General features: G+C 71.1%; 25 protein-coding genes and 1 pseudogene. 21 read left to right on the forward strand and 5 right to left on the reverse strand.

Annotated elements, in window-relative coordinates:
* Window positions 1-65 precede the first annotated feature (65 nt).
* The 6 genes from RYH79_RS08115 (at window position 66) to RYH79_RS08140 (ending at window position 8,077) form a co-directional block, all read left to right on the forward strand.
* Complete coding sequence (locus tag RYH79_RS08115; protein WP_370897976.1) at window positions 66-1,634, forward strand: FAD-binding domain-containing protein; 1,569 nt, start codon at window positions 66-68, stop codon at window positions 1,632-1,634.
* 34 nt (window positions 1,635-1,668) lie between these two features.
* On the forward strand, window positions 1,669-4,506 hold the full coding sequence (locus RYH79_RS08120; RefSeq protein WP_370897978.1) for a DEAD/DEAH box helicase: 2,838 nt from the start codon (window positions 1,669-1,671) through the stop codon (window positions 4,504-4,506).
* Between the two features lie 589 nt (window positions 4,507-5,095).
* Window positions 5,096-6,379 (forward strand): ornithine cyclodeaminase, nickel-pincer nucleotide-dependent, encoded by a 1,284-nt coding sequence (locus tag RYH79_RS08125; RefSeq protein ID WP_370897980.1) that lies wholly within the window; start codon window positions 5,096-5,098, stop codon window positions 6,377-6,379.
* A gap of 66 nt (window positions 6,380-6,445) precedes the next feature.
* Window positions 6,446-6,814 (forward strand): universal stress protein, encoded by a 369-nt coding sequence (locus RYH79_RS08130; protein ID WP_370897982.1) that lies wholly within the window; start codon window positions 6,446-6,448, stop codon window positions 6,812-6,814.
* Between the two features lie 2 nt (window positions 6,815-6,816).
* Window positions 6,817-7,353, forward strand: coding sequence for a GNAT family N-acetyltransferase (locus RYH79_RS08135; protein WP_370897984.1), 537 nt, complete (start codon window positions 6,817-6,819; stop codon window positions 7,351-7,353).
* 148 nt (window positions 7,354-7,501) lie between these two features.
* Window positions 7,502-8,077, forward strand: a complete 576-nt coding sequence (locus RYH79_RS08140; protein WP_370897986.1) for a response regulator — start codon at window positions 7,502-7,504, stop codon at window positions 8,075-8,077.
* Window positions 8,078-8,081: 4 nt separating this feature from the next.
* Here the strand turns inward: RYH79_RS08140 and RYH79_RS08145 are convergent, their stop codons facing one another.
* Complete coding sequence (locus RYH79_RS08145) at window positions 8,082-8,534, reverse strand: universal stress protein (RefSeq protein ID WP_370897988.1); 453 nt, start codon at window positions 8,532-8,534, stop codon at window positions 8,082-8,084.
* 151 nt (window positions 8,535-8,685) lie between these two features.
* On the opposite strand from RYH79_RS08145, the gene RYH79_RS08150 reads away from it, so the two are divergent.
* From RYH79_RS08150 to hypF, 11 genes are all read left to right on the forward strand, one after another.
* A complete protein-coding gene (locus RYH79_RS08150; RefSeq protein WP_370897990.1) occupies window positions 8,686-9,162 on the forward strand; it encodes a universal stress protein in 477 nt (158 codons plus the stop codon).
* Window positions 9,163-9,318: 156 nt separating this feature from the next.
* Complete coding sequence (locus RYH79_RS08155) at window positions 9,319-9,546, forward strand: hypothetical protein (protein ID WP_370897992.1); 228 nt, start codon at window positions 9,319-9,321, stop codon at window positions 9,544-9,546.
* Between the two features lie 192 nt (window positions 9,547-9,738).
* Window positions 9,739-11,046: an NADH-quinone oxidoreductase subunit B family protein gene (locus RYH79_RS08160; protein ID WP_370897994.1), complete on the forward strand. Its 1,308-nt coding sequence runs from the start codon at window positions 9,739-9,741 to the stop codon at window positions 11,044-11,046.
* Window positions 11,043-12,578, forward strand: a complete 1,536-nt coding sequence (locus RYH79_RS08165) for a nickel-dependent hydrogenase large subunit (protein ID WP_370897996.1) — start codon at window positions 11,043-11,045, stop codon at window positions 12,576-12,578. The genes RYH79_RS08160 and RYH79_RS08165 overlap by 4 nt, the downstream gene beginning before the upstream one ends.
* Window positions 12,575-13,270: a hydrogenase maturation protease gene (locus RYH79_RS08170; protein WP_370897998.1), complete on the forward strand. Its 696-nt coding sequence runs from the start codon at window positions 12,575-12,577 to the stop codon at window positions 13,268-13,270. Before RYH79_RS08165 ends, RYH79_RS08170 begins: the two co-directional genes overlap by 4 nt.
* Complete coding sequence (locus tag RYH79_RS08175) at window positions 13,270-13,506, forward strand: HypC/HybG/HupF family hydrogenase formation chaperone (RefSeq protein ID WP_370898000.1); 237 nt, start codon at window positions 13,270-13,272, stop codon at window positions 13,504-13,506. The genes RYH79_RS08170 and RYH79_RS08175 overlap by 1 nt, the downstream gene beginning before the upstream one ends.
* Window positions 13,503-14,588, forward strand: a complete 1,086-nt coding sequence (gene hypD, locus RYH79_RS08180; protein ID WP_370898002.1) for a hydrogenase formation protein HypD — start codon at window positions 13,503-13,505, stop codon at window positions 14,586-14,588. The genes RYH79_RS08175 and hypD overlap by 4 nt, the downstream gene beginning before the upstream one ends.
* Window positions 14,585-15,673 (forward strand): hydrogenase expression/formation protein HypE, encoded by a 1,089-nt coding sequence (gene hypE / locus RYH79_RS08185; RefSeq protein ID WP_370898004.1) that lies wholly within the window; start codon window positions 14,585-14,587, stop codon window positions 15,671-15,673. Before hypD ends, hypE begins: the two co-directional genes overlap by 4 nt.
* Window positions 15,673-16,056, forward strand: a complete 384-nt coding sequence (locus RYH79_RS08190; protein ID WP_370898006.1) for a hydrogenase maturation nickel metallochaperone HypA/HybF — start codon at window positions 15,673-15,675, stop codon at window positions 16,054-16,056. Before hypE ends, RYH79_RS08190 begins: the two co-directional genes overlap by 1 nt.
* 47 nt (window positions 16,057-16,103) lie before the next feature.
* Window positions 16,104-17,165 (forward strand): hydrogenase nickel incorporation protein HypB, encoded by a 1,062-nt coding sequence (gene hypB, locus RYH79_RS08195; RefSeq protein WP_370898008.1) that lies wholly within the window; start codon window positions 16,104-16,106, stop codon window positions 17,163-17,165.
* Window positions 17,166-19,448: a carbamoyltransferase HypF gene (hypF, locus tag RYH79_RS08200; protein ID WP_370898010.1), complete on the forward strand. Its 2,283-nt coding sequence runs from the start codon at window positions 17,166-17,168 to the stop codon at window positions 19,446-19,448. It begins immediately after the preceding gene.
* A gap of 41 nt (window positions 19,449-19,489) precedes the next feature.
* On the opposite strand, the gene RYH79_RS08205 is transcribed toward hypF, so the two are convergent.
* Complete coding sequence (locus RYH79_RS08205; protein ID WP_370898012.1) at window positions 19,490-19,924, reverse strand: protein-tyrosine phosphatase family protein; 435 nt, start codon at window positions 19,922-19,924, stop codon at window positions 19,490-19,492.
* 130 nt (window positions 19,925-20,054) lie between these two features.
* Between RYH79_RS08205 and RYH79_RS08210 the strand changes: the two genes are divergently transcribed.
* Entirely contained in the window at window positions 20,055-20,933 is an 879-nt protein-coding gene (locus tag RYH79_RS08210; RefSeq protein WP_370898014.1) for a universal stress protein, read from the forward strand.
* A gap of 141 nt (window positions 20,934-21,074) precedes the next feature.
* Here RYH79_RS08210 and RYH79_RS08215 read toward each other — a convergent pair whose 3' ends face one another.
* Window positions 21,075-21,338, reverse strand: coding sequence for a winged helix-turn-helix transcriptional regulator (locus tag RYH79_RS08215; RefSeq protein ID WP_370898016.1), 264 nt, complete (start codon window positions 21,336-21,338; stop codon window positions 21,075-21,077).
* Between the two features lie 128 nt (window positions 21,339-21,466).
* Here RYH79_RS08215 and pan1 point away from each other — a divergent pair, with 128 nt between their 5' ends.
* The 3 genes and pseudogenes from pan1 to hepT all read left to right on the forward strand — a co-directional run bounded on the left by pan1 (window position 21,467) and on the right by hepT (window position 23,599).
* A complete protein-coding gene (pan1, locus tag RYH79_RS08220; protein WP_370898018.1) occupies window positions 21,467-22,687 on the forward strand; it encodes a proteasome-activating nucleotidase Pan1 in 1,221 nt (406 codons plus the stop codon).
* Between the two features lie 61 nt (window positions 22,688-22,748).
* Window positions 22,749-23,180 (forward strand): nucleotidyltransferase domain-containing protein, encoded by a 432-nt coding sequence (locus tag RYH79_RS08225; RefSeq protein ID WP_370898020.1) that lies wholly within the window; start codon window positions 22,749-22,751, stop codon window positions 23,178-23,180.
* A gap of 31 nt (window positions 23,181-23,211) precedes the next feature.
* Window positions 23,212-23,599: pseudogene (gene hepT, locus RYH79_RS08230) on the forward strand (type VII toxin-antitoxin system HepT family RNase toxin).
* Window positions 23,600-23,629: 30 nt separating this feature from the next.
* On the opposite strand, the gene RYH79_RS08235 reads toward hepT, so the two are convergent.
* Together RYH79_RS08235 and RYH79_RS08240 are read right to left on the reverse strand one after the other, a co-directional pair.
* Window positions 23,630-23,758, reverse strand: a complete 129-nt coding sequence (locus RYH79_RS08235) for a hypothetical protein (protein ID WP_370898022.1) — start codon at window positions 23,756-23,758, stop codon at window positions 23,630-23,632.
* Window positions 23,759-23,797: 39 nt separating this feature from the next.
* Window positions 23,798-24,775 carry a PLP-dependent cysteine synthase family protein gene (locus RYH79_RS08240; RefSeq protein WP_370898024.1) on the reverse strand — a complete coding sequence of 326 codons (978 nt, stop codon included), beginning with the start codon at window positions 24,773-24,775 and terminating at the stop codon, window positions 23,798-23,800.
* Window positions 24,776-24,816: the final 41 nt, after the last annotated feature.

Consider the following 24,816-nt stretch of genomic DNA (forward strand, 5'->3'; position numbering starts at 1 on the left):
GCTTCGAGAGGAGCCGAACTGTCTCGAGCCAGTGTTAGGTATCTCCAGACCCAAACAGCGACCGAGTGACGAACCCCGACACCGTCCCGACGGCCTCACAGATCCACACCGTCACCGACGGCGAGCCGGGGACGGTCGTCTGGCACCGCGAACACCTCCGGATCGCGGACCAGCCGGCCGTCGCCCGCGCGGCCGACGACGACCGACTCCTCCCCCTGTTCGTGTTCGACCCCGCCTTCTACGGCGACCGGGGGATGGCGTGTGACGCCCGGATCGAGTTCCTCCACGAATGTCTACGCGACTTGGACGAACAGTACCACGACGTGGGCGGCGCGGGGCTGACGTACGCCCACGGCGACCCGGTGGCGGTGATCGAGCGGTTCCGCGAGGCTGGCTGGGACGTGCTCGCGGCAGAGAGTCCGACCGGACGGTACGGGCTGGAACGTGACGAGCGCGCCCGGGAGGCGGGCGTCGAGTTCGTCGCCGGCGACGGACTGGTCCGGGACCGCGAGCGGACGCGGCAAGACTGGAGCGACGAGGTGGAGTCGTGGCTGGCGGCCGACCAGTACGACTGGGACCCGGCGAGCGTTCGACTGGGCCGGATCGACACCGAGGTCACGCCGGCGTCGGTCGCCGAGCGGTACGACCTCTCGCCGACGAAGACGAAGGTTCCGACCGGCGGGACGACGGCCGCCCGCGAGCAACTGCGGGAGTTCCTCGGCCGGATCGGCTCGTACCCGAGCAACATCTCCTCGCCGACGGACGCCCGCGACGGCACGAGCGGACTGTCGCCGTACCTCCGATTTGGCTGTCTGTCCGTCCGGCAGGTGTACCAGACCGTGATCCAGGAGACCCCGGCCGGTCGCGGCCGGGAGATGTTCGTCTCGCGGCTGTTCTGGAACCTCCACTACCGCCAGAAGCTGGCCGACTGGCCGGGGTGGGTCGACGAGGCGGTCAACCCGGTGTTACGGGGGTTCAACGCCGACGAACACGATCCCGACCTCGTCGCGGCCTGGAAGGCGGGCGAGACGGGGTTCCCGATGGTGGACGCGAGTCTGCGGTGTCTCCGGGAGACGGGCTGGCTCAACTTCCGGATGCGGGCACTCGGGGTGAGTGCCTACTACCACCTGTTGCAGCAGCCGTGGTGGATCGGCGCCGACTACTACCACGAACACCTGATCGACTCCGTCGCCGCGATCAACTACACCCAGTGGCAGTACCAGTGCGGGCTCGTCGGCAAGCCGACGGTGCGACTGTACAACCCGATCAAACAGGTGCGCGACCAGGACCCCGACGGGGAGTTCGTCAGGCGGTGGGTGCCGGAGCTGCGGCCGTTGCCGGACGAACACCTCCCGCGGCCGGAGAAGACACCCGTGAGCGTCCAGTCGGAGTGTGGTGTCCGGATCGGCGAGGACTACCCCCGGCCGGTCGTGGAGTACGAGGCCGCGAAGGAACGCTTCTGGGAGCGGTACGACGCGGTGAAGCCGGAGGCGGCGGCGGCGCTGGCAGACGAGACGGTCGCCGACCGGGCGTCGCTGTCGGGCGGCCGAGCGGCGGCGCGGGCCATCGCCGAGGAACACGGCGAGACGGACGCGGAGACGGGCAGTCAGGCGACGCTCGGCGGGTTCGAGTGAAACCGTTAACAGCCGCGCGCCACTACCACGGTCGATGACAGAACGCGCCGTCGCGGGGGGTGTCGACGCCTTCGCCGCGCTCTCTGAGCCGGTGCGGGCGGCGCTGTCGGACCGGGGGTTCACGACGCCCACGGAGCCACAGCGGCGTGCCATCCCGCGGCTCGTCGACGGCTCACACGGGCTCGTCGTCGCCCCGACGGGGACGGGGAAGACGGAGACCGCGATGCTGCCGGTGTTCTCGGCGCTCGCCGACGCGCCGCCGGAGGGGATGGGTGCGCTGTACGTCACGCCGCTCCGGGCGCTCAACCGAGACATGCGCGAACGGCTGGAGTGGTGGGGCGAGACGTTGGACCTCGACGTCCAGGTGCGACACGGGGACACGACGGACTACCGCCGGCAGCGCCAGGCCGAAGACCCGCCGGACGTGCTCGTCACGACGCCGGAGACCCTCCAAGCGATGCTGACGGGGTCGAAGCTCCGGGCGGCGCTCTCGGACGTGGCCCACCTCGTGATCGACGAGGTTCACGAACTGGCCGCGTCGAAGCGAGGCGCACAGCTGACGATCGCGATGGAACGGCTCCGCCACCTCGCCGACGACTACCAACGGATCGGACTGTCGGCGACCGTCGGCGACCCCGGCGAAGTGGGACGGTTCCTCACCGGCGACCGTGGGTGTGAGATCGTGGAGATCGACGCCGGCAGCGCCGTCGACTTCGAGGTGGTGTCGCCGGAGCCGACGGACGCCGACGAACGGCTGGCGGGCGAGCTCGCCACCGACGCGGAGATCGCCAGTCACGTCCGGACGATCCGCGATCTCGTCCGCGACCACGAGTCGACGCTCGTGTTCGTCAACACCCGCCAGACGGCAGAGGCGCTGGGGTCGCGGTTCAAGAAGCTCGACGAGCCGATCGAGGTCCACCACGGCTCGCTGTCGAAGGAGGCCCGGATCGACGTGGAAGACCGGTTCAAGGCCGGCGAGATCGACGGCCTCGTCTGCACCTCCTCGATGGAGCTCGGCATCGACGTGGGGCGTGTCGACCACGTCGTCCAGTACAACTCGCCGCGGGAGGTGACGCGACTGCTCCAACGGGTCGGCCGCGCCGGTCACCGTCGTGACGAGGTGTCCAGTGGCACCGTCGTGACGGAGCACCCGGACGACACGCTGGAGGCGATGGCCATCGCCCGCCGGGCGGTCGACGGCGAGGTGGAGACAGCCGGCATCCACCACGCGAGTCTCGACGTGGTCGCCAACCAGATCGTCGGGGTCCTGATGGACCGCGAGGACGGCGTCGGCGCCCGCGAGGCGTACGAGCTCCTGACACGGGCGTACCCGTTCCGCGACCTGACGAGCGAGCAGTTCCGCGAGGTGGTCCGGGAGCTGGCCGGCAATCGTGTGCTCTGGTTGGACGAGGAACGCGACCGGATCGAGACCAGCGGCGGCACCTGGCAGTACTTCTACCGCAACCTCTCGATGATTCCCGACGAGGAGACGTACGAGGTGTACGACATCTCCTCGCGCCGCCAGATCGGCACCTTAGACGAGCGGTTCGTCGTCAACTTCGCCGAGCCGGGCGAGACGTTCATCCAACGCGGCGAGATGTGGCGGATCAACGACGTGGACGACGACGAGACCCGCGTCAACGTCGCCCCCATCGAGGACCCCGCCGGCGAGGTGCCATCCTGGACCGGCCAGGAGATCCCCGTCCCGCAGGGCGTCGCCCGCGAGGTTGGCGAGATGCGGTCCGTCGCCGCCCCGCAGTTCGCCGGCGGCGCCCGCCCGGAGACGGTCGCCGGGGAGTTCACGTCGCGGTACCCCACCGACGAACAGACGGCGCTGACGGGGCTCGAACAGATCCAGCGTCACGCCGAGACGGACCACCCCGTCCCCACCGCCGACCGGCTCGTCGTCGAGGGACGCGGCCGCGAACTCACGCTCAACTCCCCACACGGTCACGAGGTGAACCGGACGCTCGGCCGCCTCCTGTCCGCGCTGATCGGCCAACGTACCGGCTCCTCGGTCGGGATGGAGGCGGACCCCTACCGGATCGAGTTGGAGGTACCCTCTCGCGCCAGCCCCGGCACCGTCATCGAAATCTTAGAGGAGACCGACCCGGACCACGTCGAGGCGTTGCTGGAGCTCGCCCTGAAGAACTCGGACACGCTGAAGTTCACGCTCGCGCACGTCGCCGCGAAGTTCGGCGCGCTCAAGCGCTACGACGCCGACCGTCGCTTCGGTGGCGACCGGCTGTTGTCCGCGCTGGAGGACACTCCCGTGTTCGACGAGGCCGTCCGCGAGGTGTTCCACACGGAGCTGGCGGTCGACCGCACGGCCGACCTGCTCGGGGAGATCCAGTCGGGGGAAGTCGAGGTCGTCGCCGCGCGCGACCACACCCCGCTGGGAACCGGTGGCCGATCCAGCGGCCGCGAACTGCTCGTCCCGGAGAACGCCGACGCGTCCGTCGTCGAGACGATCAAAGAACGCGTCCTCTCGGACCGCGTGATCCTCCTGTGTGTCCACTGTGAGGACTGGCGCAGCGAACGCACCGTCGGCAGTGTCTCCGACGAGCCCACCTGCCCGGACTGTGGCTCCACTCGAATCGCCGCGCTCAACCCCTGGGACGACGAGACCGTCGAAGCCGTCCGCACGACCGACAAAGACGACGAACAGGAACGGCGCACCCGCCGCGCCCACCGCGCCGCCAACCTCGTCCAGGAACACGGTCGACGCGCCGTGATCGCACTCGCCGCCCGCGGTGTCGGACCGACGAACGCCGCCCGCGTCATCGGCAAGCTCCGCGAGGACGAGACGGAGTTCTACCGCGACCTCCTAGAGCAGGAACGGGAGTACGCGCGGACACAGCAGTTTTGGTAAAACACCGACCTTTTTGCCGTTCGGGTGCGCGCCTGCGGCGCGCACCACTCACGGCAAAAATGTCGATCAAAAAGGCGCTCACTCGGTCGCTTCGCTCCCTCGTTCGCGTCCGGATCGTCGTGCGCTACTGCCTCCGCACCGCTCCCGCACCGCTCCCGCACCGCTCCCGCACCGCTCCCGCACCGCCTCCGCACCGCCGAAATTGGCCTTCGACTCCCGCTCGCGTCCGGATCGTAGTGCGCTACTGCCTCCGCACCGCTCCCGCACCGCCTCCGCACCGCCGAAATTGGCCTTCGACTCCCGTTCGCGTCCGGATCGTAGTGCGCTACCGCCCCCACACCGCTCCCGCATCGCAGAGTTGGTCTTCACACCTCGCTCGCGTCTGGGCTCTAGCGTTCTACCACCACCGCACCGCCAGAATCCGATTTTGGGCGCGCGCGTCTCGAGTTCGAGACTGTCCCGCTCCGCGACCAAGTCACACCACTCCGCGACCGCGCCCGCGCCGCGAGACGAGACTCGCGGGCAGTCGGGGGTGACGAGTGTCGCGCGCATCCGAACCCTCAAGCCCACGCTCCGCCACCGAGAACGCATGCCGGAACGGACGGTCGAACTGACGGGACACATCATCGACTCCGGAATGATGCAGCGCGCGTTCGGGGTCGTGATGGACATGGGCGGCCAGTTCCACGTCGAGACGTTCGACGTGGGCTCACAGAAGGACAAACACAGCTACTGTCGGATGCGTGTCGAGGCCGACGACGAGGACACGCTCCAGTCGATCCTCCACGAGCTCCACCAGAACGGCGCGAGCGTCGCCGACCCGGTGGACGCCCGGACGGAGCCCGCGCCGGCCGACCACGTCGTCCCGCAGTCGTTCTACTCCACCACGAACCACCGGACGGAGGTGCGCTACGACGGCGAGTGGATCGAAGTAGAGGGGACGGAGATGGACTGTGCCGTCGTCGTCGATCCCGAGGGGAGCGGTGCGGCCGGGGACGACGGTGACGGCACGACGGACGAGGGTCCGCGAGCGTACACGGAGCCGCTGTCGGGGGTGGAGGCGGGTGATCTGGTCGTCGTCGGCGAGGCCGGCGTCCGGGTTCACCCTCCCGAGCGCCCTCGCGACGCCGAGGGCCCGTTCGGGTTCATGCAGGGCGGCGTCTCCAGCGAGCGCCCCTCGGAGTCGCTCGTCCGCGAGATCGCCGAGGTGGTCGTCGAGACGCGCGCCGACGGCGGCGACGTGTTGGTCGTCCCCGGCCCGGCCGTGATCCACGCCGGCGGCCGCGAGGCGCTCGCCGAACTCGTCCGCGAGGGGTACGTCACCGCCGTCTCCGCCGGCAACGGGTTCGCCGTCCACGACCTGGAACGGGACCTGTACGGCACCTCGCTCGGGATGGACGTAGAGACGCTGGACCACCCCCGGACGGGCCACAAACACCACATCCGCACCATCGGCGAGGTCATCCGCGCGGGGTCGATCCCCGAGGCGATCGAACAGGGCGTCGTCGGCTCCGGCGTGATCTACGAGTGCGTGGACAACGACGTGCCCTGGGTGCTCGCGGGGTCGATCCGCGACGACGGCCCGTTGCCGGACACGATCACGGACACGGTCGCGGCCCAGGACGCGATCCGCGAACAGGCTCAGGACGCGGATCTCGTGTTGATGCTCGCGACACTGCTCCACTCCGTCGCGGTCGGCAACTGTCTCCCGTCGGAGACCCCGACGATCTGTGTCGACATCGACCCGGCGACGGTGACACAGCTCGTCGACCGCGGCTCCGCCCAGGCGACCGGGATGGTGACGGACGTGGGGATGTTCCTCCCCCGGCTGGCGGAGGCGGTGACGGGCGAAGCGGAGGAACCGACGGGGTGAGCGGACGCACCGCCGGCCGTGCGGGGCGACGACACGTTTTACTCGCCCGGCGTCGCACCGGGAGACGTGAAAGTACTTCTGGGAGTCGGCGGCAGTTCCGACTCGCTGACGGCGCTGGAGGCGACCGTCGAGCGGGCGCTGGCGGCCGACGACGAACTGACGGTCGCGGTGGTGGAGAATCCGCGGTCCGACATCGACCCGGACGAGGTGGAACGACGCGTCCGTGAGGAGCTGTCGACGGTGCCCGTAGAGGCGGAGGTGCGCCGCGTGGAAGGGGACGGCGGGAGCCGACTCGTGGAGATCGCGGAGTCGGAGGGGTTCGACCAGATCGCGCTGGGCGGCGGCCAGACGAGTCCGATGGGGAAGATCAACATCGGCTCCATCGCCGAGTTCGTCCTCCTGAACGCTCCGGTGTCCGTCCACCTGGTTCGGTGACCATGAGCAGACCCTACCCAGACACGGCCGCCGGGCCGTACGACCCGCCGCCGCGGTCGTTCGCCGACCGCGAGGACCGGACGATCCAGGTCCGGGTGTTCGACGGCTCGCAGGCGGAGCTGGACGCACTCGTCGAGATGTACGACGGGTTCGACGCCGCAGACCGCGCACAGGGGATCCCCCCAGGCGGAGAGCGCCGGATCAGAGACTGGCTGGACGCCGTCACCGGGCCGGGCTGTCACAACGTGATCGCCTGGGACGACGACACGGTCGCTGGCCACGCTACGCTCGTCCCGGACGACGACGCTCACGAGCTGGCGATCTTCGTGGACCAGCCGTACCAGGGCGCCGGAATCGGCACCGGGCTGATCGAGAGCCTCCTCGGGCACGGCGCCGACGAAGGGGTCCGTCGCGTCTGGCTGTCCGTCGAACGGTGGAACCGCGCCGCGGTGGGCCTGTACGAGAAGGTGGGGTTCGAGACCGCCGGCGCCGAGTCGTTCGAGATGGAGATGGCCGCTCGTCTCGACCCGCCGGAGTGACTGCAGCGTGTACTCTCTACCCACGAACGTGTAACTTTATCACATATAGACCGATTTCTACACACAGTGTGGCTCGTCACCGTGGGACCTCGGCGTGTGCTACCGCGTGATTTAGGAGGGTGAAGCCACTCTCTCGGAACGAGTTCAGATGGCACCCACGGAGTCGTCGCCGACGGTGCTGATCGTCGACGACGAGACGGATCTGACGACACTCTACGCCGCCTGGCTGGAGTCGGAGTACGACGTGGTGACGGCGACGAGCGGCGCGGAGGCGTTGGCGACGCTGGACGGGGGGATCGACGTGGCGCTGCTCGACCGTCGGATGCCGGAGACGAGCGGCGACGAGGTGTTGGCAGAGATCCGTCGCCGGGACATCGGCGCGCAGGTGGCGATGTTGACCGCAGTCGAGCCGGACGCGAACATCACGGAGATGCAGTTCGACGACTACGTCACGAAGCCGGTCGAGCGCCAGGAGGTCCACGCCACAGTCGAGGTGTTGTTGGAACGCCGGACGTACGACCGCCACAGCCGGAGGTTCTTCTCGCTGGCGTCGAAGAAGGCGGCCTTGGAGTCGGCCAACGAACACGACACCGACGAGTACGACGAGATTGTCGACCGGATGGGGGAGATCCGCGACGAGATGGACGACACCCTAGAGACGCTGACGGCGAAGCAGGCGTTCACCCAACTCGACGCCGGGATCGGCGTCGAGACCGATCGGTAGCCGGCTACACGGACAACACCGGCTGGCTGGCGTACAACAGGACGTACTCCGCGGCTTTCTCCAACACCGCGCCCGGCTCGCCGGAGACGGGTTCGCGGGGGACGACCAGGAAGTCGGCCTCGACTTCCTCTGCGGTGTCGAGAATGGCGCTACCGGGGTGAGTGGTCTTCCGACGCGTGGAGTAGCCGTACGCGATGGCCGTCGACACGTCGACACCGGCGTCCGCACACTGCTCGCGGACGGTGTCGGTGAACGCCTCCGTCTCCTGGGCCACGTCCTCGCGGGCGACGGCGTCCGTCTCGATGGCCCGCACCACCTCCTCGCCGAGGACGTAGACGGCGTGGACGGTCGCTCCGTACCGGTCCGCGAGCGCGACCGCGTACTCGACCGCCTCCAGCGACTCCTCGCTGCCGTCGACCGGGACCAGCACGCGATCCAGTTCGAGCGTGGCGTCCATACGCGCCGGGTGGACTGGTTCGGCCATAGGCCTTCCCCTCGCGGCGACGGCGTTGTGACGGCGGGGTGACGACGCGGCGACGGCACGCGGCCGACGACGCGGGCCCGCCGCGACCCAGTCGCTTATGTCGACTGCCGGACAACCCCCCCGCGTGTTCGACACCATCGTCGTCGCCACGGACGGCTCCGCCAGCGTCCAACGGGCGGTCGCGGTGGCGCTGGATCTCGCGGAGGCGTTCGACGCCGCGGTCCACGCGCTGTACGTCGTCGACAGCAGCGAGGTGGACTCCTCGCCCGCGGGCGTCCGCGAGCAGATGCGCAACGCGCTCCAGGAGCGCGGCGGCGCCGCCATCGTCGACGTCCAACGGCGCGGGGCGGAGTTGGGGTGTGACGTGACCGGCGTCGTCCGCGAGGGACGCCCGGCCGACGAGATCGCCGAGTACGCCCGCGAGATCGACGCCGACACGGTCGCCGTCGGCACCCGTGGTCGCCACGGGGAGAACCGTTTCCTGATCGGCAGCGTCGCAGAACGCGTCGTCCGGGCGTGTCCCGTTCCGGTCCTCACCGTCCGCCACTTGGAGGACAGCGACGCCGAGCCCGTCGCCGAGACCGGAGCGTCGGAGCGCTGAACGTCCGTCGGGCCGCGACACCGTCTTCCGGCCGTCGGTATCCGTCGCTCGACCCGTCGATACTCGTCGCTCGACCTACCGGTATCCGTCGGTAGTTACCGCCTAACGCCGTGAAATCGGTGGATAACTATACCCCCTGCCTACCGAGAGGGAAGTATGGCCGAAGTCTACGACTACGTCCCGTCCGCGGCGGCACAGGAGACGGCCTACCGAATCGTCTGTGGCGGTGCCAGCGTGGACCCGCCGGTAGACCAGGATCGCGTGCTGGAGCTGATGACACTTCGCGGCTACGACAACGAGGAGACCCGACGGGCACTCCAACGGCTGTTGGCGGTAGAGGCCGTCCGAGTCGGTGAAGACGGGATCCAGCCGAACCACACGTGACACCGTCCGTCGTGAGTGTGCCGACTGGTTCGCTACCGCGCGTGCGACGCTCGACCCCGCCCGTCGCGTCCCCCGTCGCTCCGTCCAACTGATAAAGTCCCACCGTAGCGTGGCTGAGGGCTGATTCACGTTCGGTTCCTCCCGTACAGTAGCCTCGGCGACGCCCTCTGGTGTCGCCGACGGAGACGACACATGAGTGTCGACACACACACTGACGGATGGACCGAGGAGACCCCACAGACGGACTTCCTGGCACGCTGTCGAGACGCCGAGGCGGGGACGATCGTGGAGACGGCCGCAGACGAGATCCGCGCCGCGCTGTCGCGGGTGCCCGACGGCGACGCGACGGTCGCGTGGCTCCAGGCACAGAGCTGTTCGGGCTGCACCGTCTCTACGCTCCAGAGCGAGTTCCCCCGGATCGAGGGGGTGCTCGGTGAGTTCCGCGAGGCGGCGAGCTTCCACCCCACGCTGATGGCAGCGGCGGGCGAGGAGGCGATGGACGCGCTGGCGGAGCCGCCGGACGTGTTGATCGTCGAGGGGTCGGTGCCCGTAGAGACGCCGTTGGCGGCGACGCTCGGCCGCGACGAACGGGGCAACCGCAAGCCAGTCTTGGACTGGGTCGTCGAGCTGGGGGAGGCGGCAGACATCGTCGTCGCCGTCGGCACCTGTGCGGCCTACGGCGGGCTGCCGGCGGCGGGTCGCCACGACAGCGACGACGGCGTCGGCACGGACCCGACCGGCGCGCGCGGGCTCCAGTTCGACGGCCGAGAGCCCGGCGGCGTGTTCGGCCCGGCGTTCGAGACGGGCCGTGGGCTGCCGGTCGTGAACGTCCCCGGCTGTCCCGCCCACCCGGAGCACGTCCTGTTGACGCTGGCGACGGTGCTGGCGGGCCACGATCCCGAACTGGACGAGTACAACCGCCCGTTGCCGATCTTCGGGCCGCTCGTCCACGACGACTGTGCGCTCCGGGAGGAGTACGAGGCCGGCAACTTCGCCCAGTACCCCGGCGACGACGGCTGTCTGTACGACCAGGGGTGTGCCGGCGTGTACAGCTACTGTGACGACTCCGTCCGGCTCCGCAACGGCGGCACGACGATCTGTCGCCGGGTGGGGGCGCCGTGCATCGGCTGTGTGGAGCCGGCGTTCTGGGACCGGTTCACCCCCTTCTACGAGCCTGGCGAGGACGACGGCTGTGCCGGCGCCGACGCCCCCTCCGTCGGCGAGGTGAACGCCGACGACGACCCGACGGAGATGGCCGCCGTCGGGTGGCTGTCGGCTGGGCTGGCGAGCGTCGTCACACTCCCGTTGGCGCCGGTCGCGGCCGGCGTGGGCGCCGTCGGTCGGTTCTTCGGCGACGACGACGGCCACACGGTGTCGACGGAGTGGGACGAGAGCGCCTCCGCCGCCGGGTCTCCGGCCGTCACCGACGGTGGACCGTGTGGCGACTGCGCGGCCACCGGAGCGACGGACCGGAGGGACGAACGAGGAGGGGGTGAGTGACCGTGCCGGAGATCGAGATCGACCCGACGACGCGGATCGAGGGCCACCACTCCACCACGCTGCACGTCGAGGACGGCGAGGTCGCCCGTGCGGAAAGCGAGATGAACATGTTCCGTGGGATCGAGAGCGTCACCCACGGCCGGGCGCCGTCGGACGTGCCGCAGGTGACACAGATGGTGTGTGGCGTCTGTTTCACCTGTCACCGGCAGGCGGCGACACTCGCCTTGGAGGAGGCAGCCGAGCGGGCCGGGGTGTTCGACGGCGTGCCGCCGAACGGCCGGCTCCTGCGCGACGTGATGGAGGCGACGTTCCTGTTGTGGAACCACGCCGTCCACCTGTTCGTGCTCGCGGGGCCGGACTACTCCGACGCGGTCGCAGACACCGGGTTCGACAGACTCGACCCCGCGGACGGCGACGGCTACCGGACGGCGCTGGAACACCAACGGTCGTTGCTCCAGGCGTTCACGGAGTTCGGCGGCCGTGCCCCCCACCCGCTGACGTACGTTCCCGGCGGCGTGACGGCGGACCCGGACCCGGAGACGGTCGGCGAACTCCGGGAGACCGTCGCCGGGTTAGACGAGTGGCTCGGCCCGACGGACGCGCTGCCGGCGACGCTGGAGCGGGCCCGCGACCGCGACCCGGTCGGGGACCACCCCGGACTGTACGACCTCTGTTCCGTGCTCGTGGGCGCGAGCGAGGCGGGTGCAGACGGGTTCGGGGTCGGCCCCGGACGGTTCTACGCCAACGGGATGTTCTACGGCACGGACGGGGGTGACGACCACGTCCTGCCGCGGGGGGTCGTCGACGGGGACGGCCGCCGGCGGCCCTCGCGGGCGGAGCTGATCGAGGGGATCACGGAGGACGTGAGCCACGCGTGGTACACGGCAGCCTCCGGCGGCCGGATGGACGAGGCGCCGGCGCCGACGCCCGAACCGGACGAGGACGGCGCCTACTCCTGGGGGAAGGCGCCCCGCTACCACGGCGAGACGATGGAGACAGGACCGCTCGCACGACTCGTCGCGGCCGACCGAGACCCACACGGCCTGCGCGAGCGGCTCGGCAACGACGAGACGGGGTCGTCCACGTTCGACCGGCTGGCCGCCCGGGTGCAGGAGACACTGCTCGTCCGAGACTACCTCCGCGAGTGGCTGGAGGCGGTGGATCCGGACGCGCCCGTCCGGGCGGCGTGGACCGACGAGTTCAGCGGCAACGGCGTCGGGCTGTGGGGTGCCTCTCGGGGGGCGCTGTCCCACTGGGTCAGTGTCGACGACGGAGCGGTCGACGCCTACCAGATCGTCACGCCGACGACCTGGAACCTCGGCCCGCGGGACGGAGACGGCACTCCAGGGGTGTTCGAGGCGGCCGTCGAGGGGACACCCGTCTCGGACGTGTCGGAGCCGACGGAGGTGATGCGGACGATTCGGTCGTTCGACCCGTGTCTGGGCTGTGCCGTCCACGTCGAGAGCCCCGAAGAACGGTTCGAGACACAGATCCAGCCGCACGCGCCCGGCGCCGGGGGTGACCGCGGGTGACCGTCGTCGACGGGGACACGGCGGCGACGACTGTAGACGGGGAACTGGCGGCCGCGAACGGCGTCGTCGTCGGTGTCGGCAACCCGACGCGGGGTGACGACGGCGTCGGCCGAGCGGTCGTCCGGGCGACGGAGGGCGTGCCGGCGACGTTCGCGTCCACGACCGCCTTCTTCGCCCTGGAGGCGGCAGACGGGCGCGACCACGCGGTCGTCGTCGACGCCGTCGACGGCGACGGGCTCCCGGGGACGATCCACCGCTACCGGCTGGACGCCGGCGACGACGCCGTCCCGCGGGTGGCGCTCCACGACGTGACGTTCGCGGACGCGCTGGCGGCCGGCGACGACGTGTACGACCTCCCCGATCGGCTCGTGTTGCTGGGGGTGGTCCCGGAGAGTCTGGAGACGCGAATCGGACTGAGCGACCCGGTCCGGCGGGCGGTGCCGGCAGTGGCGACACTCGCCCGCGCGGAGCTGGTCGAGACGACGCCACACGACGGCGGTGACACGACCGTGGACACGACCTGGTACTGTCAGGACTGTGAGGAACGGATCGACGCGGGTGCGGTGTCGAACCACGAGGAACGGGGCCACAGCGTCCGTGGGCGGGCGCGCCCGGACCGTCTCCTCTCGGACGACCCCTGGGCGCTCGGGGGCGGAGAGGAGAGCGAAGGCGGTGACGGAGGTGACGACTGATGTGTCTGGGCGTCCCGGGCGAGGTGCAGGAGGTGGACGGCCAGGAGGCGTTGCTGTCGTTCGACGGCGCCGAGAAGTGGGTTCGCGTGGACGTGGTCGGCGACGACGTAGAGGCGGGCGACTACGTCCTGGTCCACGCGGGATTCGCAATCCGGCGCATCCCGGAGGCACAGGTGGAACGCACCCGCGAGCTGTACGCGGAGGCGGCCGCGGCGGGCGCCGGTGGTGTGTCGTGACGACCCTGGAGTTCCGCGACCCGGAGCGAGCCCGCGAGCTCCGGGCGCGGCTGTCGACGCTCGTGGACCGGATCGACGGCGACACCCGGGTGATGCACGTCTGTGGCTCCCACGAGGAGGCCATCGCGGAGTTCGGGCTCCGGTCGGTGCTGCCCGACGGGCTCCGGGTGGCGATGGGACCGGGCTGTCCCGTCTGTGTCACCGACCGGCCGGAGGTGGACGAGGCGGTCGCGCTCGCGGAGGCGGGCCACACGGTCGCCACCTACGGCGACATGGTTCGGGTGCCCGGGACGGAACGGAGCCTGGCAGACGCCCGCGCGGCCGGAGCAGACGTGCGGACGGTGTACGGCGCCGACGAGGCCGTCGAGATCGCCCACGAGACGGACGCGGAGGTGGTGTTCTTCGCCACCGGGTTCGAGACCACCGCGGCGCCGACCGCGACCGTGCTCCGGGCGGACCCGCCGGAGAACTTCTCCGTCCTGTCTGCCCACAAGTACGTCCCGCCGGCCATGGACGTGGTGGCGGGCCACCCGGAGACTCGGATCGACGGGTTCCTGGCGGCCGGTCACGCCGCGACGATCACCGGAGTCGAGCCGTTCGAGGGTGTCGTGGAGCGTCACGGCCTCCCGGTCGTCGTCGCCGGGTTCGAGCCGTTGGACCTGTTGGCCGCGCTCGTGTTCCTGTTGGAGGACGTCGCCGACGGGACGCCGACCGTGACGAACGCCTACCCGCGGTGTGTCGCCGACGACGGCAACCCGGCGGCACGGGCCGCGCTGTCGGAGGCGTTCGTCCGGGTGCCCGGGGAGTGGCGCGGCGTCGCACGCGTGCCGGACGCCAGCTTCGAGATCGCGCCGGCGTACGCCGCCCACGACGCCCGCGAGCGGTTCGACCCGGAGACGCCGGCGCCGGACGGCCGGGCGAACGCCTGTCGCTGCGGAGAGATCATGGCCGGGCGGGCGAGCCCCCGGGACTGTCCGTTGTTCGGCCAGGGGTGTACCCCCGACGACCCCGTCGGGGCGTGTATGGTCGGCGAGGAGGGGCCGTGTCGCATCCAACACGAGTACGGGGGTGAGCGGCCGTGAGCGAGGAGGTCGTCACGGCCGCCCACGGCGCCGGCACGGAGGCGACGGCCGATCTCGTCGACCGACTCCTGGGCGACCGGTTCGGCGGTGGCGAGGGGGGAGACGCCGGCGACGGCGACGCTGGCGGCGCCGGCGGCGCCCTCCCTGCCGGCGCCGTCGGGCTGGCGGCCCGCGACGACGGCGCGGTCGTCCCGGACGCCACGACCGGCGACGAGACGGCGACCGCGACGGTCGTGAGCACGGACAGCCACGTCGTCCAGCCGCCGGTCTTCCCGGGCGGGGACGTGGGGCGACTCGCGGCCGCCGGCACGGTCAACGACCTCGCCGCGATGGGGGCGACGGACGGCGTGACGCTGTCGAGCGCGCTCGTGATCCCGGCCGGCACGCCCGTCGACACCGTCGAGACGGTGACGGCGTCGATGGCGGCGGTGTGTGAGACGGCCGGCTGCACGCTCCGGACGGGCGACACCAAGGTCGTCGGCGCGGACGAACTCGACGGCCTGGTCGTGACGACCACCGGCGTCGCCCGGGTGGACCCGGCGGACACGCTGCCCGCGAGCGGGCTGTCGCCGGGCGACCGGCTCGTGGTCACCGGGCCGGTCGGCGACCACGGTGTCGCCTTACTCGCCGCCCGCGAGGGGTTCGACTTCGAGACAGCCCCCGAGAGCGACGCCGCGCCGACGGCGGGACTGCTGCGGGCCGCCCGCGAGGCCGGGGAGATCACGGCCGCGACCGACCCCACCCGTGGCGGGCTGGCGAACGCCGTCAACGAACTGGCGGCCGCGAGCGACGCCGGCGTCGTGTTGGACGAAGAGACTCCGGTCGCGGACGACACCCGCGGCGCCGCGGAGGTGCTGGGGGTCGACCCGCTGACGGTCGCCTGCGAGGGGCGGCTCGTCGTCGGGGTCGACGCCGACGACGCCGAGACGGTCGTCGACCGGCTCCGCGACACCCCCGGCGGCGAGGGTGCGGCCGTGATCGGCCGGGTCGTCGACGACCACCCCGGCGACGTGGTGTTGGACACCGGAATCGGCCGACGGTACCTCTCCGTGCCGACCGGGGAGCGAGTCCCGCGGATCTGCTGATGCACGAACTCGCCGTCGCCGAACGGCTGGTCGCCCGCGCCCGCGAGGCCGCGGACGACGCCGGCGCCGACCGCGTCACCGGGCTGACGGTCGCGGTCGGCGAGGCCACCCACCTCGCGCCCACACAGCTCCGCTTCTGTCTGGAGGCGGTGACGGACGACCTGCTCGCGGACGCGACAGTGTCGTTCGAACGAGTGCGGGCCCGTGGGACGTGCGACTGCGGCTGGCGGGGCGAACTGGACCGACTCCCGGAGACGGTCGCGGCCGCGCCGGAGCGCCGGTGTCCGGCGTGTGACGGCACCGTGACCGTGACCGCCGGCCGGGAGTGTCGACTGGAGCGGATCACTGTCCCGGACGACGGCTCACCGAACGACACCGACTGACCATGTACGAGACACACACCTCGATCGGAACACCGACGCACAGGCCCGTGTACAGTTCCACGCACAGACCGACGCACAGTCCGAAACACGCCACGCCGGGGTCGCTGGCGGGGGCCGTCGCCGACCGAGCACGGCGGCTGCTCGCCCGAGTCACCGACGGGGTCGACGGCGGGGTCTCCCGGGTCGCCGAGGTGATCGACGGCAGGGTCGCCGACAGCCTCGTCGGCGCGCCCGCACCGGGACCGTCGTCGGCTCACCGGTTCGGCCACGGCGACGACACCGACGGGGAGGCGACGGACACGGAGGCGGACGTGTTGGCGGCCGTCCGGGACCGGGCCCGGGAGAACCACGAACGGCTCGCCCACGACGCGGACGTGTTCGCCGTCGAACTGCTGGGTGCGACCGGCAGCGGCAAGACGGCGCTGATCGAGTGGCTGTTGGAGCACGCCCACGACGGCGACCGCGTCGGGGTCGTCACCGGCGACGTGTCCGGCGAGGACGACGCCGAGCGACTGCGCCGCCACGGTGTCCCGGTCGTGAACGTCACCACGGGGAAGGACTGTCACCTGGACCCACGGCGCGTCGCGGACGCGTTGGACGACGAGCGCCTCGAACTGGACGCCCTGGACGCCCTGTACGTCGAGAACGTCGGCAACGTCGTCTGTCCGGCGGACTTCCCGCTCGGGACGGCCGTGCGGCTCGCCGTCGTCTCGCCCACGGAGGGGACGGACGTGGTCCGGAAACACCCCCACCTGTTCCAGGTCGCCGACGCCGTCGCCATCAACAAGACGGACCTCGCGGAGGCGGTCGGCGCCGACACGGACCGGATGGTCGCGGACGCCCGCCGAATCGCCCCGGACGCGCCGGTCGTGGAGACGAGTGTAGAGACCGAAGCCGGCCTCGGGGACCTCGTCGACAGCCTGGGAGGGTTCCGGGCCGCCGACTACGACGACGGTGGGCACGCACACACCGACGACAGTGACCACGCGCACGCCGACGGCCACACCCACCACGACGACGGTGGGGCGCCCGACCACAGTGACGAGACGCCCGACGACGGCCCGGAGGTGAGACGGGCGGACCACGCGACGGACGGGGGTGAGCGGTAGGTGGCGACCGGCGAGACGGACGCCCGGGAGGCGGTGACGGTCCGGGTGACGGGGACGGTCCAAGGTGTCGGCTTCCGGCCGTTCGTGGCTCGGACGGCGGCGGCTCACGACCTCGCGGGCGTCGTCCGCAACACGGACCGTGGCGTCCAGATCCGGTTCGAGGGCGCTCCCGGAGCCGTCGGCGACGCGGTCGAGACCGTGCGGTCGGACCCGCCGCCGTTGGCGAGCGTAGAGGCGGTGGAGACGGCGACGGCGACGGTGACCGGGGCGACCGACTTCGAGATCGTCGACTCCACCGGCGACGAGGAACGGACGACGCTCGTCCCGCCGGACACGGCAATCTGTCCTGACTGTCTGGCGGACCTCCGGGACCCCGGCTCTCAGTTCCACGACTACTGGGCGACGGGGTGTGTGAACTGCGGCCCGCGGTTCACCGTGACCGCGGGGCTGCCGTACGACCGCGACCGGACGGCGCTCGCGGCGTTCCCGCCGTGTGAGGGCTGTCGGGAGCGCTACGAGACGCGGACGGACCGGCGGTTCCACGCCCAGACGGTGGCGTGTCCGGACTGTGGCCCGCGCGTGTCGTTCGAGCCGGGTGACGACGGCGCGACGGCGACGGGGACGGCCGCGGTCGACGCCGTCGCCGACCGACTGCGCCGCGGCGCGGTCGTCGGCGTCGAAGGCGCCGGCGGCAGTCACCTCGTCTGTACCGCGACGGAGCCGACGGTGGTCGACCGGCTGCGCGAACGGACGGGACGGGCGAGGAAGCCGTTCGCGGTGATGGCGCCGACTGTCGACGCCGTCGAGTCGTTCGCGGCCGTCTCCGCGGAGGAACGGGAGACGCTGACCGACCGCCGGCGCCCCGTCGTCGTCGTCGACCGACTGGAGCGGTCCTGGCTGGAGTCGGTCGCTCCCGGGCTAGACACGGTCGGCGTGATGCTGCCGTACAGCGGGCTCCACCACCTCCTGTTCGACCGGGTGTCGGCGCCGTTGGTCGTCACGAGCGCGAACCGGCCGGGAGAGCCGACGTGTACCGAGACGGAGCGGCTCCGTGGGCTGTCGGCCCCGGACGCGCTCCTGACACACGACCGCGAGATCGTCAACCGCGCCGACGACAGCGTCGTCCGGGTCGTCGACGGCCGTCGACAGTTCCTCCGGCGCTCCCGCGGGTGGGTGCCCGACCCCATCCCTCGGCCGGGCGACGCCGGCGACACGACCGCGCTCGGGGTCGGTGCGCGGTCGGACACGACGGCCGCCGCGGCCGCCGACGACCGACTGCTGGCGAGTCAACACGTCGGGAGAGTGACGGATCCGGCGACGGAGGGGGCCCACCGCGCGGCCGCCGCGACCGTCCGGGAGCTGTTGGACGCCGAGCCGGACGTGGTCGGTCACGATCTCCACCCGGAGTTCCGGACGCGCGACCTCGCCGCGGCGTACGCCGCAGAGGCGGGCGCGGAGACGGTCGGGGTCTGGCACCACCACGCTCACGCGGCGTCGCTGCTGGCGGACCACGGCCGCGAGCGGGCGGTCGTGATCGCGGCAGACGGCGTCGGTCACGGGCCGGACGGCGTCGCCCGCGGCGGGGAGGTGTTGGACGCGACGCTCGCCGAGAGCGACCGGGTCGGCGGGCTGTCGGAGTTCCGGCTGCCGGGCGGCGACCGGGCGGCCGAACGACCCGGGCGGCTGTTGGCGTCGTTGCTGGCGGACCCCGACCGAATCGACCGGCTGCTCGTCGGCCGCGACGCCGCTCCGGACCGGGAGACGGCCGCGACCGTCCGCCGGCAGGCCGACGCCGGCGTCGCCAGCCCGGAGACGACCAGCGCCGGGCGGTTCCTGGACGCCGTCGCCGCACTCCTGGACGTGTGTACGGAGCGACGGTTCCGCGGCGAGCCGGCGATCCGGCTGGAGACGGCCGCGAGCGACGGCAGCCCCGTTCCCGTCGCGCCGCCGGTGGACTGGAGCGGCGAGCCGACGTTCGTCGCCGACGAGGCGTTGGCCCGGCTGGACGAGCTCCGGGACCAGTACCCGACGGCGGACGTGGCCGCGACGGGACAGGCGTTGTTGGCGGACGGGCTCGCCGAGGTTGCCGTCGAGACCGCCCGCGAGCGCGGCCGCGAGGCCGTCGGGCTGACCGGCGGCGTCGCACACAACGCCGCCGTCTCCCGCCGGGTGCGGCGGGCCGTCGAGGACGCCGGAGTGACCTTCCTCGGCCACGAGGCCGTCCCACCGGGTGACGGCGGACTCGCGGTCGGGCAGGCGGTCGCGGCCGCTCGGCGGGTGTGAGCCGACGGACGCCGAGTCGGCGCGTGTGAGGCCGCGGCTGTTCACGCGGCGTCGTCCGCGAGGTCGGCGACGGCTGCCCGAGCGTTCTCGACGACCGCGGGGTGTGGCTGGCTGGGACCGTGTTGCTCCCGGACGGTCGCGAGCGCGTCGTCGAACGCGACGCCGCGGACGAGCGCGAGCGCGCCGGCGGCGACGGCGACGCTACGGGAGGCGCCGGCGGAACAGTGGACGAGCGTCGTCTCGCCGGATTCGACTCGGGCCCGGAGCCGGGAGATCGCCCGGCGCGTCGCCGCGGGGTCGTTCCGTGGGCCGTCGATCAGCGGGACGGCGTCGACGGCCAGCGACTCGGGGTACGGCGTCTCCGGGGGGGAGTGGGTGAGCCGCACCACCGCCTCAACGCCGACCGCGGGCAGTGCGTCGCCGCGGGCGGCGTCGCGCGCGTCGCCGACGAACAGTCGGTCACCGATGGGTGTCACGCCGGAGGGTGGCGGGCCGACGGGGTAACTCTCACGGCGCCGTGGGCCTCGGAGACACGACTCTCCGGGTCTCTCCTCACCGACTGGAACGACGGTCAGCTTCATACGTCTCGGCCAGGGACGTACGAGCGTGTACGACGCCGTTCTGGCGGCGACGGACGGGAGCGACCACGCTCGCGTCGCCGCCGCCCACGCGGTCGTAGCCGGCCGTCGGTTCGACGCCGACGTGCCGGTCGTGAGCGTCGCCGACCGGCGCGCGACAGCGGCGCTGCCGGCGAACGGCGGCGCGGCGGTCGCCGCCGCGGCCGCCGAGACGGCCGCCAACGAGGCGTTGGCGACGGCACCCGACGACGACCGGGTGGAGACGGTGTTGGCCCGCGGCGACCCCGGACAGGTGATCGCGGCACGCGCCGACCGCCGGGGCGCGGGGCTGATCGCCGTCGGCACACACGGCCGGTCCGGCGTGTCGCGGTACCTCGTCGGGAGCGTCGCGGCGCGCGTGATTCGAGCGGGAGTAGCACCGGTGCTCGTCGCTCGCGCGAGTCACGCGGAGCCGCCACGGCGGGGGTACCGAGACGTGGTCGTGGCGACGGACGGCACCGGCCGGGTGGACACGGTGTTGCCGACGGCGTTCGAGTTGGCGTGTGAACACGACGCGACGATCCACGCGATCAGCGTCGTCGACACGGCGACGAACCCGACGTTCACCGGCCTGGCGGGCAGTCGCTCCGTCGACTACCGGGAGCAGTCCGCCGAGGCGGCGACGGAACGGGTGACGACCCGGGCGCGCAAGCGCGACTTCGACGCCCGGACGGTCGTCGAGACCGGCGAGCCGGCGGCGGTCGTGACGGACTACGCCGCGCGGGTGGACGCGGACCTGTTGGCGGTCGCCACGGCCGGCCGGAGCGGGCTCTCCCGGTTGCTCGTCGGTAGCACGACGGAACGGCTGCTCGGATCGGCGCCGGCGCCGGTGCTCGTCGCCCGCGCCGGACCGGTCGGTCCCGACTGACGGCGTGGGCTGTCGGTCTCGCCCGAGCGCGACTCTCTGCCGAGACACCACTGTCCAGCCGCCCGGACGGCGTCGACAACCTAGTAGTAACTCTCCGTGACGTTCACAGGGGGCCGACGCCGGGGCTCGACGTGTCCTCCGTCAGATAGAGAGGGTGTACAGGCGCTTTCGCGCGTCCGAGAAGGAGAATCGAGAGTCGACGACCTCCACCTCCTCCAGCCGCGAGAGGGCGTACCGCACCGTCCGCGGCGGCAGCATCGTCTCTTCGGCGATCTCCGTCTGTGACAGCGTCTCCTCGTACTCCAACACCTTGGCGACGAGCTTCGCACTCGGCGGCAGGTCCGCTACCGCGTCCCAGCCGTCCTCGACCGGCTCCTCTGTCACCGCAGACTCTGAGGCACTCATCCTGTTCGAACGGTGGGTATGCCGAGTGATAATAGTTACTATCCCATTTCATTACCATAGCGTATCACGCGAGGGTGGTGGGGTACGTTACCCGAAACCTCTTGTCCGTCAGTGCCCTACTGATGACAATGACAGACACGGCGGAGGGAGTCGACTTCCCGTACGACGAGGAGAACACCTCGCGTCAGGAGAAGATCGAGGCGCTCCGTGAGCGGCTCGAGGTGCTGGAGTCACAGAACGAGGAGATGCGCGACCGTCTCCTGGACGCCAACGCCGAGAACAACAAGTACCAACAGAAGCTGGAGCGGCTGACTCACGAGAACAAGAAGCTGAAGCAGTCGCCGTTGTTCGTCGCCACGGTGCAGGAGCTGACGGACGACGGAATCGTGATCAAGCAACACGGCAACAACCAGGAGGCGTTGACCGAGGTGACGACGGAGATGCGGGAGGGGCTGGAGCCGGACGACCGCGTGGCCGTCAACAACTCGCTGTCGGTGGTCAAGCGGCTGGACAACGAGACGGACGTTCGGGCTCGGGTGATGCAGGTCGACCACTCCCCGGACGTGACCTACGAGGACATCGGTGGGTTGGACGACCAGATGACCGAGGTGCGCGAGACGGTGGAGATGCCGTTGGAGAGCCCGGACATGTTCGAGGAGATCGGCATCCAGCCGCCCAGCGGCGTGTTGCTCCACGGGCCGCCGGGAACCGGGAAGACGATGCTGGCGAAGGCGGTCGCCAACCAGACGGACGCCACCTTCATCAAGATGGCCGGCTCCGAACTCGTCCACAAGTTCATCGGCGAGGGGGCCAAGCTCGTGCGTGACCTGTTCGAGGTGGCTCGGGAGAACGAGCCGGCGGTGTTGTTCATCGACGAGATCGACGCCATCGCCTCCAAGCGGACGGACTCGAAGACCTCCGGTGACGCCGAGGTCCAACGGACGATGATGCAGCTGCTCTCCGAGATGGACGGGTTCGACGAACGTGGCGAGGTGCGGATCATCGCCGCCACCAACCGGTTCGACATGCTCGACTCCGCCATCCTCCGGCCGGGCCGGTTCGACCGGCTCATCGAGGTGCCCAAGCCGGACGAGACGGGTCGGGAGCTGATCTTCCAGATCCACACCCGCGACATGAAGACCGCAGACGACGTGGACTTCGCCGAACTCGCCGGGATGGCGACGGAGGCGTCCGGCGCGGACATCAAGGCCATCTGCACGGAGGCCGGGATGTTCGCGATCCGGGACGACCGGACGGAGATCCGGATGACCGACTTCCGGGAGGCGTGGGAGAAGATCCAGAGCGGCGACACGGACGCCGAGGCCGGCGACGCCGTCGCGTTCGCCTGAACGGCGGCGGGTCGGCTGCGGGTAGCGTCGGAACTCGTTCTCGAACGGTCGTACTCCGAGTGTGGCCGAATCCGACGGGGAATCGGAGCCAATCGCCGGCTTAGAGCGGTCGATCAGTGCGGACGAGACGGTTCTGTTCGCGGTGGCGTTCGGCTCACAGGTCGACGGCGATCCGACAGAGGGCTCTGATCTCGACCTCGCGGTGAAGTTCGTCGACGAGCTCTCGGCGAGCGAGCGGTTCAGACAGCACTGCCGTCTCTCGGGTGAACTCCAGCGAGACGGTTGGCCGTTCGTCGATGTCGTGGACGTGGAGTCGTTGCCGCTCGACGTGACTCACGACGCGGTCGGCGGTCGTCTCCTCTGTGGAGACAGCGGAGCCTTCGAGTCGTTCGAGCGGTCGGTAGAGACGGAGTTTGCCGAGCGACGCGAGGAGATCCGGACGCGCCGGCGGCGCGTGATCGACCGGATCGCTGAGGAGAGACTGCGCGGCTGACGAGCGCGTCGTCTCGGTCGAACTAGAACAGATCGAGCAGTACCACGGGGAGCTAGCCGAGAGACGGGATACGCTGTCGCACGCGGCGTTCAGTCAGAGCACGACAGAGCAACGGGCCGTCGAACGGGTGTTCGAGAACGTGATTCGGGCGTGTTCTGACCTCGGTCGACGCATCGCTTCGGAAGACCTCGGGTACGACGGGAACTCTTCGAAGGAGGCCGTTCGAACTCTGGGGGACAGGGGGGTTCGGCGAGGAGACGACGGAGACGCTCGTCGCTGCCGTCGGGTTCAGAAACGTTCTGGCCCACGAGGACGGGCACGTCGACACCGACGAGGTCTACGAGACACTCCAGACAGGACTAGCGGTGTACGACGACTACAGCCGGCAGATTGCTCAGTGGGTCCAGTCGCAGCCGTGACTGACTAGCGAGGTAAGGCCCGCCACCGAGCTACAACGACGACACGATCAGGAACGGCACGCCAAACAGCAGCACGGTCATGACGGCGAGGATCAGGCCGTAGCCGCCGACGGTCGCCAGCGCGGTCCGCAGCGACTCGTGGTCCAGCTGCGAGAGCACACCCACAGACGAGCACCCCACTCACTTAGCTCTGTCTCGTCAGCCGTCGTTGGCGTCGAACAGTCCGGTCGACATGTAGCGTTCGCCGGAGTCCCAGTACACCGTGAGCACGAGCGGGTCCGGGCCGGCCGTGCCGGCGTCGGGCCGCGGCTCCCAGCCGTCGACGGCGACCGGACGGTAGCCCGGCGGCTCCCCGTCGACGAACGCCCGGGCGACGCGGCGGGCCGCGAGGTTCGACGCGCCCGACGACTGGCCGACGAGGATCCCCTCCTCACGGGCCAGCCGGCGACACTCCGTCTCGGCGTCCGCCAGGTCGACGCGCAAGACCCCGTCCAACAGGTCCGTGTCCAGATTGGGGCTGACGAACCCCGGCCCCATCCCCTGGAAGGCGTCCTCGCCGGGGTCGTCGCCCGAGAGCACCGCGTTGGCCTCCGGCTCGACGGCGACGACGTCCACGTCCGGGAACGTCTCGCGGAGCCGGCGGCCGACCCCGGTGATCGTCCCGCCGGTGCCGACGCCACAGACGAGCGCGTCCGGCGTCCGGCCGTCCAACTGGTCGAGAATCTCCGGTCCCGTGGTCTCGTAGTGGGCGCCCGGGTTCGCGGGGTTGTCGAACTGGCTGAGCTGGACCATCCCCTGGGCGACCAGCTCGTCGGCGCGTTCGCGGGCCGCGGTGATGTCGCCGTCGACGAGCTCGACGGTGGCGCCGTACGCCCGCAGGAGGCGTCGTCGCTCCGGGCTCTTCGACGCCGGCATCACGATGGTCGCGTCGTACCCCTTCGCCGCCGCGGCGACGGCGATTCCGACGCCGGTGTTGCCGGAGGAGGGCTCGACGAGTTCGTCGCCCGGCTCCAGTTCGCCGGCGTCCTCGGCGGCTGCCACCATCGCGCTGGCCGGGCGGTCCTTCGCCGACCCCCCCGGGTTGCGCGACTCCAGTTTCGCGGCGACGGTCCCCCCGTCCGGCCCGCTCACCCTGACGAGCGGCGAGCCGATCGTCTCCAGCACGGAGTCGTCCATACCGAGGGTATGGCGGGCGGAGGTTTGAACCCGTCCCGACT

It is taken from the genome of Halobaculum sp. MBLA0143 (assembly GCF_041361465.1).
In the GTDB taxonomy this organism is placed as follows: Archaea; Halobacteriota; Halobacteria; order Halobacteriales; family Haloferacaceae; genus JAHENP01.

What these genes read in the sequence shown, in the direction of transcription:
- RYH79_RS08120 (WP_370897978.1), top strand. Translation starts at nt 1,669, where the DNA reads ATGACAGAACGCGCCGTCGCGGGGGGTGTCGACGCCTTCGCCGCGCTC.
- RYH79_RS08125 (WP_370897980.1), top strand. Translation starts at nt 5,096, where the DNA reads ATGCCGGAACGGACGGTCGAACTGACGGGACACATCATCGACTCCGGA.
- RYH79_RS08135 (WP_370897984.1), top strand. Translation starts at nt 6,817, where the DNA reads ATGAGCAGACCCTACCCAGACACGGCCGCCGGGCCGTACGACCCGCCG.
- RYH79_RS08140 (WP_370897986.1), top strand. Translation starts at nt 7,502, where the DNA reads ATGGCACCCACGGAGTCGTCGCCGACGGTGCTGATCGTCGACGACGAG.
- RYH79_RS08145 (WP_370897988.1), bottom strand. Translation starts at nt 8,534, where the DNA reads ATGGACGCCACGCTCGAACTGGATCGCGTGCTGGTCCCGGTCGACGGC.
- RYH79_RS08155 (WP_370897992.1), top strand. Translation starts at nt 9,319, where the DNA reads ATGGCCGAAGTCTACGACTACGTCCCGTCCGCGGCGGCACAGGAGACG.
- RYH79_RS08160 (WP_370897994.1), top strand. Translation starts at nt 9,739, where the DNA reads ATGAGTGTCGACACACACACTGACGGATGGACCGAGGAGACCCCACAG.
- RYH79_RS08175 (WP_370898000.1), top strand. Translation starts at nt 13,270, where the DNA reads ATGTGTCTGGGCGTCCCGGGCGAGGTGCAGGAGGTGGACGGCCAGGAG.
- RYH79_RS08190 (WP_370898006.1), top strand. Translation starts at nt 15,673, where the DNA reads ATGCACGAACTCGCCGTCGCCGAACGGCTGGTCGCCCGCGCCCGCGAG.
- RYH79_RS08215 (WP_370898016.1), bottom strand. Translation starts at nt 21,338, where the DNA reads ATGAGTGCCTCAGAGTCTGCGGTGACAGAGGAGCCGGTCGAGGACGGC.
- pan1 (WP_370898018.1), top strand. Translation starts at nt 21,467, where the DNA reads ATGACAGACACGGCGGAGGGAGTCGACTTCCCGTACGACGAGGAGAAC.
- RYH79_RS08240 (WP_370898024.1), bottom strand. Translation starts at nt 24,775, where the DNA reads ATGGACGACTCCGTGCTGGAGACGATCGGCTCGCCGCTCGTCAGGGTG.